This is a genomic window from Nocardioides sp. dk884 (assembly GCF_009557055.1).
Classification (GTDB): Bacteria; Actinomycetota; Actinomycetes; order Propionibacteriales; family Nocardioidaceae; genus Nocardioides.
Genome location: NZ_CP045649.1, coordinates 1,024,540 through 1,039,620, shown reverse-complemented (window position 1 = coordinate 1,039,620; position 15,081 = coordinate 1,024,540). Strand labels below are relative to the sequence as shown.

The window sequence follows — 15,081 nt, the reverse complement described above, 5'->3', positions numbered from 1 at the left end:
CGTTCATGTTAAATCTGGGATCGCCGAGGCGACCCCCGTGCTCACTCCCCGGTCCAGCCGAACTGGCGCGACATCGTGCGGGCGGCGTGCACCAGCGCGTCGCGGCAGCCCTCGAACTCCCCCGCCAGGCGCTCCGCGGGGCCACAGACGCTGATCACGGCGATCGGGTAGCCGTCGTGGCTGCGGATGGGCGCGGCGACCGAGGCGGCACCGCCCTTGCGCTCGCCGGAGGACCGGGCCCATCCCTGGGCGCGGATCTCGGCCATCGACGCGCGCAGGGTGTCGGCGTCGATGATCGTGCTGGCGGTCAGCGCGTCCAGGGGCACCTCGTTGAGGTAGGTCTCGCCCTGCTCCTCGGGGAGGAAGGCCAGGAACGTGCGCCCCGAGGCGCCGGCGTGCAGGGGATAGGGCTCGCCGAGCGAGACCGACATGATGACCTCGCGATCGGGGGTCACCTGGTCGACGTAGATCCGCTCGCGCCCACCGAGGAGCACCGAGAGGGTGGCCGTCTCGTTGGTGCGTGCCGAGAGCTGCTCGAGGGTCGGGCGCCCCATCCGGCGTACGTCGATGCGGTCGAGGTAGGCGAGCCCGAGGCGCAGGGCGCCGACGCCGAGGGAGTAGCGGCGGGTCCGCTCGTCGAGGTCGACGAGGCCCCGGCTGCGCAGTGAGGCCAGGACCCGGTGGATCGCCGCCTTCGACATCCCGAGCTGCTCGCTGAGCTCGGTGATCCCGAAGTCCGGGCCGCGGGTGTTCGCGAGGTGCAGGAGGATGTCCGCCGCGCGCTCGACGGTGGCGATGGTGGCGCTGCCGTGACTCTCGGCGCCGGCGACCGACTTGGCCGTGGGGGACATAGCTGAAACTCCTTGGGAGATGTCTGGACATCGTGTCGTCGTCGTAGCGGGGCGAGAGCCGCCCACGTCGCCCCGTCGGGCCTCGCAGCGCTCAACGGTTCGCCGCGTCCACCTGTTCCACGCAGGGCAATGACGTTTCTCCCACGTTCTCCCCGTCCTCGCAAGACAAGAGGGGGGCTGGCTCAGACGACCACGTCCGATCCCCGACCACCGGCGGGAACTGCTGGACGGGGCATGCCATGGTGTGGAACGCTGTTTCGTATCCCGAAATCGGAAGGGCTACCCATGTCACTCGCCCCGGGCGGCGCCCCGCTCAACATCGCCAACGGTGTCCGTGAGTTCGTCCGCGCGACGCCCGACCGTCTCGCCGTCATCGACGGCGACCGCACCCTGACCTACGCGCAGCTCGGCGAGCGGGCGGCCCGGGTCGCGAACCTGCTGATCGGTCTCGGTCTCGACGGCGGCGCCCACGTCGCCGTCGGCCTCGGCAACCGCCTCGAGCACCCCGAGATCGCCTGCGGCATCGCGATGGCCGGGATGACGATGGTCCCGGTCAACCCGCGCTACACCGCCGCCGAGGCGCAGTTCATCCTCGAGCACTCCGAGGCCCGCGCCGTGATCGCGGCCGACGACCTCGTCGACGTCGTGGGCCCGGCCGTCCGCGCCGCCGGGCTGCCGCTGGTGGTCGTCGGGCAGAGCACCGAGTTCCCGACGTACGACGCGGCGCTCGCGGCCGCCTCGCCGGTCGACCCGCGCCGCCAGGTCGCGGAGACCGACCCGTTCTGCATCGCCTACACCTCGGGGACCACCGGGCAGCCCAAGGGCGTGATGATCAGCCACCGCTCGCGCGCGCTGACCTTCTACCAGGCCGCCACCGAGTGGGGGCTGGGCAACGGACGGACCTCGCTCGCGGTCGCGCCGATGTACCACGGCGCCGGGTTCGCGTTCGGCTACGCGCCGGTCTTCACCGGCGGCACCGTCGTGATGCTGAACAAGTGGTCGCCCACCGCGATGCTCGAGCTGGTGGCGAAGCACGGCGTGCAGTCGGTGTTCCTGGTGCCCGCCCACGCCCAGATGCTGCGCGGGCTCGGCGACGCGGCGATCGCCGCGACCGACCTGTCCAGCCTGGACACCTTGTACTTCAACGCCTCGGCGCTGCCCTGGGAGCTCAAGCAGTGGGTGATGGGCGCCTTCCCCGGCGTCGACGTCCACGAGCTCTACGGCTCGACCGAGAGCGGCATCATCACCAACCTGCGACCGGACGAGGCGACCCGGCGTCCCGGGTCGGTGGGCCAGCCGTGGTTCATGACCGAGGTGCGCGTCATCGACGAGGCCGGCGCCGAGGTCGGCCCGGGCGGCAGCGGCGAGCTGTTCAGCCGCTCGCCGTACCTGATGAACGGCTACTTCAAGAACCCCGACGCCACCGCCCGCTGCACCACCGCGGACGGCTTCGTGACCTGTGGCGACCTGGTCTCGCTCGACAAGGACGGGTTCATCCACATCGTCGGGCGCAAGAGCGACATGATCGTGTCCGGCGGCATCAACGTCTACCCGCGCGAGGTCGAGGACGTCCTGGCCGAGCACCCCTGCGTGTCCGAGGCGGCCGTGCTCGGCGTGGCCTCGGAGAAGTGGGGCGAGGAGGTCGCCGCCGTGCTGGTCCTGACGCCCGGCGCGACCCTCGACACCGACGACCTGGAGTCGTTCTGCCGCGAGCGCCTCGCCGGCTTCAAGATCCCCCGCCGCTGGTCGACCACCGACGCCCTGCCCCGCAACGCCGCGGGCAAGGTCGTCAAGCGCGACATCCACCTCTGAACCTGCCCCTGCCTCGGAGCCGCCGCCCGCGCGGCGCTCCCCACCCCGTCTTGCCCTCGAACGGAGACCCATGGACCTCGCTGCGATGATCGAACCCGCAGTCGGTTTCGACCTGCACAGCTTCGCGATCCTCCTGCACATCCTGCTGGTGACCTACTGGCTGGGCAGCGACCTCGGAGTGTTCTACTCCAGCAAGTTCGTGGTCGACCCGAGCATCACGCCGGCCGCCCGCGCGACGGCCATGAAGATCATGCACATGGTCGACCTCGCGCCGCGGGTCTGCCTGATCCTGATGCTGCCCAGCGGTGTCACCTTGATGGCGGCCGGCGACATCGGCCGCGACATCTTCTACGGGTGGCCGCTGGTGCTCGCCTGGGTCGGCTCGCTCGCCTGGCTGGCGATCATGCTGATCGCCTTCTTCAAGTCCCCCGCGAAGCACGCCGACCTGGCCTACCGCGCCGACTGGGTGGTCCGCATCGCCATCACCGTGGGGCTGCTGGCCGCCGCCTGCTACGCCCTCGTGGTCGACTCGCCGTTCGGCGTCGACACCAACCCGAAGTGGCTGGCCGGCAAGATCATCGCCTACGCCCTCTGCATCTTCTGCGGGATCATGATCCGGGTCGCGCTGCGACCGTTCGGGCCCGCGTTCGGTGCCCTGATGACCACCGGCTCCACCCCCGAGGTCGAGGCCGGCATCGGCGGCGCGATGAAGCGCGCCGTGCCGTGGGTCTACTCGATCTGGGTGCTGGTCCTGATCGCCTCGTTCCTGGGCGTCTTCAAGCCGGGCACGCTCGCCGGCTGAGCTGCGTCGTACGCCGTCGGGCCCGGTCCACCTCGCGGTGGGCCGGGCCCGTCGTCGTACGACGGCCGCCGGATTCGTGGTGGCCGACGTCGCCCGGGGTCATTAGCGTCGTTCCATGCACGCGACCTCGACCTTCACGGTCTCCGACTGGACTCCGGTGGGCTCCCCCACCACCGTGGGCAGCACGCCGGTCCCGGAGACGTCCGCGCCTGCGGCTCTCGCCCACTTGGTCAAGACCTTCCAGGGAGACCTGGCCGGCCACTCGGTGACCTGGTTCCTGGGTTGTCTGAATCCCGACACCGGGCACGGCTCGTACGCCGCCGTCGAGGCCGTCGACGGAGTGCTCGGCGGACGGCGCGGCACCTTCAACGTGGTGCACGCGGCGTCGACGCACGGCACCGACCGCTTCGACGAGCACCTCGTGATCGTCCCGCACAGCGGCGCCGGGGACCTCTCCGGCATCGCCGGCACGGGTGGCATCGTCGTCGACGCCGACGGGACCCACCGGCTGCTGCTCGACTACACGCTCGAGGGCTGAGCTCAGCCCTGCCCTGGGGGCTGTCGGAGGGCTCCGTGCGGTTGTCCACAGGTGCTCTGACCTGGGAGAACGTCGGCCAGAACTGTCGGTGGTCGGTGGTTGAGTAGGTCCATGGAAGCACCTCGTCCGTCCCGATCCGGCCACCCGGTGGCCGCGGCGGTGGCGTGCGTGCACGACGCCCTGGACGCGGTTGCCGATGTGCCGGTGTGGTCGTTGAGCGAGGCGGAGGCCGGGGCGGCGCTGCTGGACCTGGGCGCCGAGATCGACCGGTTGCAGGAGCTGCGGCTGCGGGTGGCCGCGCACGCCCACAGTGTCGAGGTCGGTGACGCGGTGGGGGCGACGAGCACCGCGAACTGGTGGGCGCACCAGTCGCGTCTGACCCGGTCCGAGGCGCACCGGTTGATGCGTCTGGCCCGGGCGCTGGACACCGGCCATCACGAGGGTGTTCGTGAGGCCCTGGCGGCCGGTCGGATCCACCTGGACCAGGCGCAGGTGATCGTCGACGCGGTCGATGACCTGCCCGCCGACGTAGTCGACGAGGAGATCCGAGCCCGTGCGGAGGAGTTCCTCCTGGAGCAGGCGGGTGAGCACGACGCGATCACGCTGCGTCGTCTGGCCAAGCGGCTGGTGGAGGTCGCTGCTCCCGAGCAGGCCGACGCCGCCGAGGCCGCCCGACTCGAGCGTGAGGAGGCCGCCGCGCGTGCCGCGGCCCGGCTGACGATGTCGGATGACGGGCACGGCAAGACCCACGGCCGGTTCACGATCCCGACCCATCACGCAGCGATGCTGCGCGCCGCACTGTTGGCGATCGCGGCGCCGAAGCATCAGCGCGCGGTGAACGGCCCTGGCACAGCGGAGGGCAGACCGGGTCCGGAGCGGATGGGGCAGGCGTTCTGTGAGTACCTGGAGCGCTACCCCACCGACCGACTCCCGGACGCCGGCGGCGTCGCCGCGACCATCGTGGTCACGATGACCCTGGACTCGCTGCTCGGCGGGCTGCGTGCGGCGCACCTGCACACCGGCGAGACCATCTCCGCCTCCGAAGCCCGGCGCCTCGCCTGCCAGTCCGGGATCGTGCCGGCCGTTCTCGACGGCGAAGGCCGCCCCCTCGACGTCGGCCGCAAGCGCCGGTTCCACACCAAGACCCACCGCGTCGCCCTCGCCCTGCGCGACGGTGGCTGCACCGCCGAAGGGTGTGACTGGCCACCCGGTCTGTGCCACGCCCACCACGACCTGCCCTGGTCGCGCGGCGGTGCGACCAGCGTGGCCAGCGGCCGCCTACTCTGCCCCCGCCACCACGCCCGAGCCCACGACCCCGCCTACGACACCACCCACCTGCCCGACGGGAAGCTCACCTTCCACCGGCGCTGTTAGGCCGACCGCGCTGGTTCCTCATAAGCGACAGAAGGACGCACCTTCACGAGCACATCGCGCGGCCTGTGCAGAAGTTGATCGCGGCGGAGCCTGAGGCAGACCACAATGCTGCGATGCGCGAACCGCCCCCGGACCGAATCCTCTCTCCCGACGCGAGCTTGGGCTGGCACGCGCTCCCGCGTGCGGGATACAGCGCCGATGACGACGAACCCTGGGAAGGCCCTCGCGACAGCGCACAGATCAAGTTCATGTCCGAGGACACCGTCGACGTACCGCTGTGGGACCAGGACGGTGCGATCTTCGTGGACGGCGAGGATCTGGTCCGTGAGTGGGGCATCAGCGAGGCGCTTGCTGCCGCCGTCGTGGCGTGGGGTCGCGATGTGCCAAGCCGGAGGCAGCGCCAGACTGGATGCGGAAGCGGCACGGTTGATCCGACTGATCACCGAGGAGCTGGACCATCGGTTCCACATCGTCTACAAGCCATGAACAGGTAGGCGGCGGCGCATCAGCGCAGCACCGGCAGGCCGTCGCTCAGCGCAGCTCCGCCGGCCTGTTGCGGATGTAGGTGTAGCAGCGGGGCACGTGCTCGCCGCCCTCGCCCCAGCTGGAGCGCACCATGAAGCAGCCTCGCTCGACGTGGCTGCCGCCGGTGCTGTAGTCACCGTCGCCGTCGGTGCGGTTGTCGGTGCGGTCGATGTGGGCGGGGACGTCGGGAGGTGCCGGCTCGACGTGGGCGCTGGCGAGGGTGGCGACCGGCAGGGCAGCGACCACCAGGCCTGTGGCTGCCGCGGCGATGCCGGCGGCCCCTCGGCGGGTGATCGGTGCGGTGGACATGCTCCGACGGTGCACCCGGCCCCGCGGAGACGCCAATGCGACGTTCGCCGTTGGCGGATCGACGTACGCGATATCGCGCATGCCGCAGCCTGCCCGGTGGTCGTAGTGTGGTGGGCACGGACGCAACGGAGGTAGCGCCGTGTCAGACAGTGGGGCAGCCACCGATTGTGATGACCTGTGCGCCCTGCTGGACGTCCTCGATCGGTGCCGACCCGCTGCCGCCGACGACATCTTCTACGCCGATGTCCTCGCCGGCCTGCGCGAGTTGATCCCGTGCTTCGACATCACCTTCCAGCTGATGGACGTCGCCGAGAAGCGGGTCTGGACCCTGTGCGTGAACGACAGCGGGGTGGAACGCGAGGAGGTCGTCGGGACGACCGACGAGTACCTGACGCTGTTCTGGCAGCAGTTCTGGGGGGAGCACGGCTGCGCGGGCCCGCTGAGGACCGGTGACCACTCCACCCTGGTCCACCACGCGGAGATCTCACGCGGCCGGGCGTACGCCAACACTCCCTTCGGCTCGCTGCTCCACGACATGGGTGTGAAGGACGAGCTCCTGGTCCCGTTGCCACCGCTCGGGGGCCTGGACCGACGTCTCCTGCTCTGGCGCAAGGATGAGCCCGACTTCTCCGATCACGAGAAGGCGATGCTCGCGCTGGTTCGCCCGCACCTGGCGGAGCTGCACACCCGGCGAGCCCGGGAGCTTCGTGGCGAGCCCCATCTGACCCCCCGTCAGTGGGAGGTCCTGCGCCTGGTGGCCACCGGAGCCGGGAACGCGCAGATCGCCCGCACCCTCGGAGTCTCCGAGGCGACGGTCCGCAAGCACCTCGAGAACGTCTTCCTCCGTCTCGGGGTGCAGAGCCGGACCGAGGCGGTGGCACGCGTCCGCGCCTTCCTCGATGCGGCCTGAGCGGCGGTCAGGGCTGGTCGAGGTGGGTCGGCGTGCTGTCGGCGACGACCGCGCCGCGCTCGCCGAGCGGCCGCTCCGGGCCGGTCGTGGAGTCGCGCCGGGTCTGCCGCTCCGACTCCCCGTTGACGGCCGCCCCGAACACGACCAGCAGGACGGTGAGCCAGAGCCAGAACATGCTGATGGCCACCCCCGCCAGCGAGCCGTAGGTGGTCCCGTAGGTGCCGAGGTTCTGCACGTAGGCGAACAGCGCGGCGGAGGTCGCCGCCCACAGCAGGGTGGCGCCCACGGCTCCCCACGTCGTCCATCGCCACTGCGGGTCCCTCCGGTCCGGGGCGAACCGGTAGAGGAATGCCAGCATCGTGCTCATCAGCACCGCGGCCGCCGGCCACGCGAGCACCGCCACCGCGGCTCGCACGAAGCCCGGAGCATCGTCTGCGGCTCGGGAGATCACGCCGGCGAGAGCGATCACCGCGCCCAGCAGGAGCGCGCCGCCCAGGACGAACAGCAGGCCCAGGAGCGTACGCCGGGCAAAGCCCCGGGTCTCGGTCTCGTGGTAGGCCACGGTCAGCGCGTCGATGAGCGCCACCGCGGCGGTCGTGGCGGTCCACAGCGCGAGCACGAGCCCGACCACACCGCGCACCGTCAGCACCTCCGTCGAGGCGGTCGTGATGCTGGTCAGCTGGTCGGTGACGAGCACGTGCACCTGCGGCGGCAGCACCTGTGCCATCTGCGCCAGCTGGCTCCGCGCCTGGGCCGGGGTGTTGAGGGCGCCGTAGACCGAGAGCGCGGTCACCAGCATCGGTGCCACCGACAAGACCGCGAAGAACGCGACCCCGGCACTGAGGTACGGAAGGCGCGCCTCCATCAGGTGGCCCCCGGCTCGACGTATGAGCTCTCGCCAGTCCCGCGCCGACAGCTGCGCCGGGGCGACCGCATCGTCGGCTCCGGCGCCCGTGCGTTGCTCCGGGCTGCGCGTCACTCGGCTCATCATTCGCCGACGCGGGGCTGGTGTCGATGCCCGGAGGTTCGCGGCGAGGAGAACCCCCGAGATCCGATGTCGAAGAACCGGGTGGCCGTTCGACGTCTGTGCGAGAAGCAGCCAACGAGAGGATTGATCGAGATGCCGCGTTTCATGGGATTCGTGAGGATGGCCGAGGGCATCGGCATGCCGCCGCAGTCGCTGTTCGACGCGATGGACACCTACATCGGCGAGCGGGCCGCCAACGGTGTGTTCCTCGACGGCGGCGGCCTGTACGGCACCGAGGACGCCGTGAACTTCGTGGTCCGTCAGGGCGACGTCAGCCGGGTGGACGGACCGTACGCCGAGGCCAAGGAGGTGGTCGGCGGCTGGTCCCTCCTGCAGTACGACACCGTCGAGGAGGCCGTGGCCGACCAGCAGCAGTTCGCCGAGCTGCATGCGAAGCACTGGCCCGAGGCCACCGTGATCTCGACCCTGCGCCAGATCTCGGAGGGCCCGGAGGCGCCGGGCGAGTGAACCGGAGCCCCTGACGACCGGGACTCACTACGCTGGGAGCGTGCCGGCAGCGACCAGCTCGGAGGACCCCGGCGAAGCCATCGTCGCCGCGTGGCGGGCCGAGTCGGCCCACCTCGTCGGCGCGCTGACCCGGATCACCCGGGACGTGGAGCTCGCGGAGGACCTGGCGCAGGACGCCCTGGTCGCTGCGCTCGAGCAGTGGCCCACGGCCGGCGTACCGCAGAACCCTGGCGCGTGGCTGATGACCACCGCGAAACGGCGCGGCATCGATCACTTCCGGCGCGCCGACGTGCTGCGCCGCAAGGTCGAGGAGCTCGGGCACGCCGGCCAGGGAGAGGAGGCTGCGATGCCCGATCTCGACGCTCAGGTCGACCACATCGAGGACGACGTGCTGCGGCTGATCTTCCTGACCTGCCACCCCGTCCTGAGCGCCGAGACCCGCGCGGCGCTGACGCTTCGACTCGTCGGCGGGCTCACCACCGCCGAGATCGCCCGCGGGTTCCTGGCCACCGAGTCCGCCATGGGCCAGCGGATCTCGCGGGCCAAGAGGACCCTGTCCGAGGCGCGCGCGGAGTTCGAGCTGCCCACGGGGGCGGAGCGGACCCGGCGCCTCGACGACGTCATGGCGGTGATCTACCTGATCTTCAACGAGGGCTACACCGCCACCTCGGGCACCGACTGGATGCGCCCCGACCTGTCGAACGAGGCGATGCGGCTGGCCCGGATGCTCGCCGCACTCGCGCCCGACGAGCCCGAGGTGCTCGGGCTCCAGGCGCTGCTGGAGATCCAGGGCTCGCGGACGGCCGCCCGGCTCGACGATTCCGGCGCACCGGTGCTCCTGGAGGCGCAGGACCGGACGCGCTGGGACACGACGCTGATCCGGCGCGGTCTGGCCGCCCTGCGACGCGCCGAGCAGCTCGCCGCGCGCGGCAAGCCGGTCGGCACGTACGTCCTGCAGGCCTCGATCGCCGCCGAGCACGCCCGCGCCGCGCGGGCCGAGGACACGGACTGGCGCCGGATCGCGGCCCTGTACGACGTCCTGGCCCGCGCCGCGCCCGGGCCGGTCGTCGAGGTGAACCGCGCCGTGGCGCACGGTCGGGCGTTCGGTCCGGACGCAGGGCTGGCCGTGCTGTCGGAAGTGGGCGCCGAGGCGCTCGGCGACTCACCACTCGTGCCGAGCGTGCGCGGCGACCTGCTGGAGCGGGCTGGCCTTCATGAGCAGGCGGAGAGGTCGTTCGCCGAGGCGGCCGCGCGTACCCGCAACGAGAGCGAGCGCGCCCTCCTGCGCCGTCGGGCGCGGGAGAACCTGGACCGGGTGCCGAAGCCACGGTGAGCCCGCGCGCGGGCTGACGGGCGGTTGTCCACAGGCGCTCTGACCTGCGACAACGACTGGTCGGGACTGTCGGTGGTGGGTGGTTGAGTAGGTCCATGGAACCCTCGTTCGCACCCCGATCCGGCCACCCGGTGGCTGCGGCGGTGGCGTGCGTGCACGAGGCGCTCGACGCGGTTGCGGGTGCGCCGGTGTGGTCGCTGAGCGAAGCCGAGGCCGGGGCAACGCTGCTGGAGCTGACGTCTGAGATCGATCGGTTGCAGGAGCTCCGGTTGCGGGTCGCGGCCCACGCCCATGCCGTCGAGGTCGGCGACGCGGTGGGTGCCACGAGCACCGCGAACTGGTGGGCGCACCACTCCCGTCTCACCCGCCCAGAGACCCACCGATTGATGCGCCTGGCCCGGGCCCTGGACACCGGCCACCACGACGGTGTCCGCGACGCGTTGGCTGCGGGGCGGATCCATCTCGACCAGGCCCAGGTGATCATCGACGCCGTCGATGACCTCCCCGCCGAGGTCGTCGACGACGAGATCCGGGCCAAGGCCGAGGAGTTCCTCCTGGAGCAGGCGGGCGAGCACGACGCGATCACGCTGCGTCGGCTGGCCAAGCGGCTGGTCGAGGTCGCTGCGCCTGAGCATGCCGACGCCGCCGAAGCCGCCCGACTCGAGCGTGAGGAGGCCGCCGCGCGTGCCGCCGCCCGGCTGACCATGTCCGATGACGGGCACGGCAAGACCCACGGCCGGTTCACCATCCCCACCCACCACGCGGCCATGTTGCGCGCCGCTCTCCTCGCCATTGCCGCTCCGAAGCACCAGCACGCCGTGAACGGCGCCGGACCTATCGGGGCTGAGCGGCGGCCGGGTCCGGAGCGGATGGGCCAGGCGTTCTGCGAGTACCTCGAGCGCTACCCGACCGACCGGCTCCCCGATGCCGGCGGTGTCGCCGCCACCATCGTCATCACGATGCCCCTCGACTCCCTGATCGGCGGGCTGCGCGCGGCCCACCTGCACACCGGCGAAACGATCTCCGCGACCGAGGCGCGACGGCTGGCGTGTGAGGCGGGGATCGTGCCCGCAGTCCTCGACGGCCAGGGCCGCCCCTTGGACGTCGGCCGCAAGCGCCGCTTCCACACCAAGACCCACCGCGTCGCCCTCGCCCTACGCGACGGCGGCTGCACCGCCGAAGGCTGCGACTGGCCACCCGGCCTGTGCCACGCCCACCACGACGTCCCGTGGTCCCGCGGTGGCGGCACCAGCGTGGCCAGCGGCCGGCTCCTCTGCCCCCGCCACCACGCCCGCGCCCATGACCCGGCGTACGAGACCAAGCACCTGCCCGACGGGAAGCTCGCCTTCCACCGACGCTGCTAGGCCGACCGGCCCTTCACGACCGTCTTGGCGTTCGCCTGCCGGCAGCCATGCCGTGTGACATCTCCCGGGCATGTGACCCCTGACATGTGCGCGACCTGGTCGAGCGTCAGCGCGCCATGCCACGACGAACTAGCATCGCTGAGGCATCACCTGAGGGGGGCCATGTTTGACAACCTGCGGCGGACTGCTGCGCTGTATCGCAACGGCGACCGCATCAGAGCCCAGCTTGTACCGGACGACGAGGTCGTCACCGACCTGCCGGAGGCCTTTCTCCACGATGCCCTCGCGGCAGCTGGAGTCGGCCTCTTCGGGCCCGCGGCCGACCTCCTTGCTGCACTCCGTCTGCGGGGTGACTGGGCTGCTCGGAGCCAGGCGGTGGCACACCTTGCTCGCAGAGCGTCCATCTTCCCCACCTGGCTGGAGGACTGGAGACGGGCCGACCCGCACTGTCCCGACCAGCTCCTCGTGCGCGCGACCTGCATGATCCTCGAGGCATGGAACGTCAGGGGCGACGATCGGGCGATCCTGTTGGAAGAAGATCAGGTACGCGCTTTCTTGGCCCTGCTGGACGACGCCACAGCGGTGTTGAAGGCCGCGATGGCTGCGGCGCCCGAAGACCCCGAGCCATGGGCGCAGGTGCTGGTGCTCGCAAAGGGACTCGACGCCCACGCGATCGACTTCGACGCCTGCCGCGCGACCCTGGTGGACATCGATCCCGACCATTTCCTCGGACACCGCTCCGCACTGATCTACCTGACACCGAAGCACCACGGGAGTCGCGAGGCGATGTTCCAGTACGCAGAGCAAGCGAGCGCTGGGCGCCCCGCGACGTCGCGACTGCACACCCTGCCGTTGGTCGCCTTCACGGAGTACCTCTTCGACCCGACCGAGAGGGACCGCACGGAATGGATGAGCTACCGCGACGGGGCGGTGGAGCGCGCAACGGCCTGGATCGAATCAATCGACACCGCCGACCCTGCCGGCGTGGCCGAGACCCGCAACATGCTCGCCTGGGTCCACCTGGCCCAGAAGGAGTTCGCCCCGGCTCATGCGCAGTTCATCGCGATCGGCGCGCGGGCGGCGTCCTACCCGTGGCGTTACTTCGGTGATGCACGCACAGAGTTCCTGAGCCTTCGGGACGTGGTCGCGACACACATCGCTGCCGGTCATCGATGAGCGTCGAACTGGCGGCAGTCCGTGGGCCGCGGGGCACCGTTGCCGAGGCCTCTCGCCACCAGAGGTTCGGCACCGTCCTGGTCCCTGCGCACGATCCTGGCTGGACGTGGCTGGCGTGCCTGGATCCGAGGGAGGCGCACCTCGACACACTGGCGGAATCAGTGAGCCGCCGAGCTGGTGTCACGGTGGTGCTGCGACGCGGTCACCGCTGCACGATCTCCGTGTGGAGCCATGGTGAGAAGGCAGGGACCGCGGCATGGTCCGCGAGTTCATTGGACCTGCTGGACCTCGAGGGAGCTCGTGCGACTGCCGACCGGATAGGACCGCTGCTCGGCGTGGATCCGCACCGCCTGACGGCCGTTCTGCGTGGCGGGGGCGACCCCCAACAGTCGTGGCGGGCGGCAGTCGAGCAGCTGAAGATCCCTGTCCCTGCGGGGTTCTTGGACGGAGACGATGGGGAGATCCATCGGCATCCGGGTCGGCAGGAGCTGATCGGGCGTACCCCGTTTGCGGCGTTCCTCGAAGAGCTGCCCGGCGAGGCGATCCCCCGGTCGCCGGTCTTCCGTGCGCCGCGTTCTCGACGCTGGTGGGCGCTCAGACTCCTTGCCCTGGTCGTCCTCCCTGCTGCGACCGTCGGGGCCGTGTTCCTCGACGGGTTCGGATCGTTCCGGGCTCTTCTACTGGGCCTCGGCGCTGTGGCCGTGGCTCTCCAGTTGGGCACGGAGATCCTGACCAGACGGGTGGCGAGGCAACGACCACGCGGCCCGACGCTTGGAGTTGAAGGATCCGCTCCGCACCCTCAGCACAAGCCCTGATCAGGCCGGAGCGGGCGATCATCGTGCGCTGGCTGCGCCCCTCACAACCGCCCGGCGGTCCGCACCAGACCGGCGACGGCGGGCGAGGTGCTGTGCGGCGGCCAGGCGATGACGGTGGTGACCTGCGGCGCGTCCGTGAGCGGTACGACGGCGAGGCCGTCACGCAGGTTGGCGCGCGCGGACTCGGGCAGCACCAGCGCGGTGCGGCCGAGGCGTACCAGCTGGAGCACCTGGGTCAGGTCGCGTAGCTCGGGGCCGGGTCCGTCGGGGTAGGTGCCGTCGAGGTGCGGCCACCGCGGCAGCGGCAGATCCGGGATCGAGGTGGCCTCGGCCACCGTCATCTCGGTCCGGGCGCTGGCCGCGTGACCGGCGGGCAGGATCAGCACCTGGTCCTCGACGGTGAGCGGGTCCAGGTCGAACCCACTCGTGTCGTCGAAGGGCTGGTGCAGGATCGCGACGTCGGCGCGCCCGTCGCGCAGCATCGCGGCCTGATGTCCGGGCGGGCTCAGCACGACCTCGACGTCGACGGCGTCGGGCTCGGTGGCATAGGCGTCGAGCAGCTTGGCCATCAGCTCGCTCGACGCGCCCGCCTTGGCGGTGAGGATCACCGGGGCCCGGGCCCCGGCCGCGGCGGTACGCCGGGTGCGCCGCTCGCGGCCTCGACCGCGGCGCAGCGCGGCGCGCCCCTCGCGCAGCAGGGTCTCCCCCGCGCTGGTGAGGCTCACCCCCCGCGGCGTACGCACGAACAGGTCGGCGTCGAGGCGCCGCTCCAGGCCGGCGATCGCGCGCGACAGCGGCGGCTGGGCCATCCCGAGGCGCTGGGCGGCCCGGCCGACGTGCGACTCCTCGGCGACGGCGAGGAAGTAGCGCAGCTCGCGGGTCTCCATCTCTCGGAGGCTACCCCCACCTGGTGCGATACCTCCCCGGTATCGAGCAGCACCCGATCGGTCTTGGACCCGCCCGGCGCGTGGCGAACAGGATCGAGGCATGACCGAGAACAACACCGAGAACAGCACCCAGACCAACCAGGACAACCAGACAGAGCCGAGGACCGCGCTGGTCACCGGCGCCAACAAGGGCATCGGCTACGAGATCGCCGCGGGCCTCGCCCGCCGGGGCTTCCGCGTGGGCCTCGGTGCCCGCGACACCGGCCGCCGCGAGGAGGCCGTGGCCAAGCTCCGTGCCGAGGGCCTCGACGTGTTCGGCGTACCCCTCGACGTCACCGACGACGCCAGCGTCGCCGCCGCGGCCGCCCAGCTCGAGGCCCAGGGCGGCCTCGACGTGCTCGTCAACAACGCCGGCGTCACCGGCGGGGTGCCGCAGGAGCCGACCCGGGTGAGCCCCGAGCTGGTCCTCGCGGTCGTCGACACCAACGTCGTCGGCGTGATCCGGGTGACCAACGCGATGCTGCCGACGCTGCGTCGCGCGACCTCACCGCGCATCGTCAACGTCTCCAGCACGGTCGGCTCGCTCACCCTGCAGACCGCCCAGGCCGATGCCGTCGGCCCGATCTCGGCGGCGTACTCGCCATCCAAGTCCTTCCTCAACGCCGTCACGATCCAGTACGCCAAGGAGCTCGCCGACACCGGCATCCTCATCAACGCCGGCTGCCCCGGCTACGTCGCCACCGACCTCAACGGCTTCCAGGGCCACCGCACGCCCGAGCAGGGCGCCGCGGTCTTCCTCCAGCTCGCGACGCTGCCCGACGGCGGACCGACCGGCACCTTCCGCGACGACGAGGGCATCCAGCCCTGGTGAGGTGCGAGAGGTGACGCGG

At 71.3% G+C, this 15,081-nt stretch carries 14 protein-coding genes; 10 read left to right on the top strand and 4 right to left on the bottom strand.

The window, feature by feature from the left end; translation table 11 throughout:
• Nucleotides 1-41: 41 nt before the first annotated feature.
• A complete protein-coding gene (locus GFH29_RS05095; protein ID WP_153322336.1) occupies nt 42-851 on the bottom strand; it encodes an IclR family transcriptional regulator in 810 nt (269 codons plus the stop codon).
• A gap of 285 nt (nt 852-1,136) precedes the next feature.
• On the opposite strand from GFH29_RS05095, the gene GFH29_RS05090 reads away from it, so the two are divergent.
• The 4 genes from GFH29_RS05090 (at nt 1,137) to GFH29_RS05075 (ending at nt 5,377) form a co-directional block, all read left to right on the top strand.
• Nucleotides 1,137-2,663, top strand: coding sequence for a class I adenylate-forming enzyme family protein (locus tag GFH29_RS05090; protein WP_153322335.1), 1,527 nt, complete (start codon nt 1,137-1,139; stop codon nt 2,661-2,663).
• Between the two features lie 85 nt (nt 2,664-2,748).
• Nucleotides 2,749-3,465, top strand: coding sequence for a hypothetical protein (locus tag GFH29_RS05085; RefSeq protein WP_153322334.1), 717 nt, complete (start codon nt 2,749-2,751; stop codon nt 3,463-3,465).
• A gap of 115 nt (nt 3,466-3,580) precedes the next feature.
• Nucleotides 3,581-4,003: a DUF3224 domain-containing protein gene (locus tag GFH29_RS05080; RefSeq protein WP_153322333.1), complete on the top strand. Its 423-nt coding sequence runs from the start codon at nt 3,581-3,583 to the stop codon at nt 4,001-4,003.
• A gap of 111 nt (nt 4,004-4,114) precedes the next feature.
• Nucleotides 4,115-5,377 (top strand): HNH endonuclease signature motif containing protein, encoded by a 1,263-nt coding sequence (locus GFH29_RS05075; protein WP_153322332.1) that lies wholly within the window; start codon nt 4,115-4,117, stop codon nt 5,375-5,377.
• 531 nt (nt 5,378-5,908) lie between these two features.
• On the opposite strand, the gene GFH29_RS05070 is transcribed toward GFH29_RS05075, so the two are convergent.
• Nucleotides 5,909-6,211: a hypothetical protein gene (locus tag GFH29_RS05070; RefSeq protein WP_153322331.1), complete on the bottom strand. Its 303-nt coding sequence runs from the start codon at nt 6,209-6,211 to the stop codon at nt 5,909-5,911.
• A 139-nt stretch (nt 6,212-6,350) separates the two neighbouring features.
• On the opposite strand from GFH29_RS05070, the gene GFH29_RS05065 reads away from it, so the two are divergent.
• On the top strand, nt 6,351-7,121 hold the full coding sequence (locus tag GFH29_RS05065; protein ID WP_153322330.1) for a response regulator transcription factor: 771 nt from the start codon (nt 6,351-6,353) through the stop codon (nt 7,119-7,121).
• Nucleotides 7,122-7,128: 7 nt separating this feature from the next.
• Here GFH29_RS05065 and GFH29_RS05060 read toward each other — a convergent pair whose 3' ends face one another.
• A complete protein-coding gene (locus GFH29_RS05060) occupies nt 7,129-7,986 on the bottom strand; it encodes a YihY/virulence factor BrkB family protein (protein WP_228387775.1) in 858 nt (285 codons plus the stop codon).
• A 267-nt stretch (nt 7,987-8,253) separates the two neighbouring features.
• Between GFH29_RS05060 and GFH29_RS05055 the strand changes: the two genes are divergently transcribed.
• The 4 genes from GFH29_RS05055 to GFH29_RS05040 all read left to right on the top strand — a co-directional run bounded on the left by GFH29_RS05055 (nt 8,254) and on the right by GFH29_RS05040 (nt 12,489).
• Nucleotides 8,254-8,616 (top strand): YciI family protein, encoded by a 363-nt coding sequence (locus GFH29_RS05055; protein WP_228387774.1) that lies wholly within the window; start codon nt 8,254-8,256, stop codon nt 8,614-8,616.
• 40 nt (nt 8,617-8,656) lie between these two features.
• Complete coding sequence (locus GFH29_RS05050) at nt 8,657-9,949, top strand: RNA polymerase sigma factor (RefSeq protein WP_153322327.1); 1,293 nt, start codon at nt 8,657-8,659, stop codon at nt 9,947-9,949.
• 95 nt (nt 9,950-10,044) lie between these two features.
• Entirely contained in the window at nt 10,045-11,313 is a 1,269-nt protein-coding gene (locus GFH29_RS05045; protein WP_153322326.1) for an HNH endonuclease signature motif containing protein, read from the top strand.
• A gap of 162 nt (nt 11,314-11,475) precedes the next feature.
• Complete coding sequence (locus GFH29_RS05040; RefSeq protein WP_153322325.1) at nt 11,476-12,489, top strand: hypothetical protein; 1,014 nt, start codon at nt 11,476-11,478, stop codon at nt 12,487-12,489.
• An 856-nt stretch (nt 12,490-13,345) separates the two neighbouring features.
• On the opposite strand, the gene GFH29_RS05035 is transcribed toward GFH29_RS05040, so the two are convergent.
• Nucleotides 13,346-14,191: a LysR family transcriptional regulator gene (locus GFH29_RS05035; protein WP_153322324.1), complete on the bottom strand. Its 846-nt coding sequence runs from the start codon at nt 14,189-14,191 to the stop codon at nt 13,346-13,348.
• A gap of 100 nt (nt 14,192-14,291) precedes the next feature.
• Here GFH29_RS05035 and GFH29_RS05030 point away from each other — a divergent pair, with 100 nt between their 5' ends.
• On the top strand, nt 14,292-15,062 hold the full coding sequence (locus GFH29_RS05030) for an SDR family oxidoreductase (protein WP_153322323.1): 771 nt from the start codon (nt 14,292-14,294) through the stop codon (nt 15,060-15,062).
• Nucleotides 15,063-15,081 lie beyond the last annotated feature (19 nt).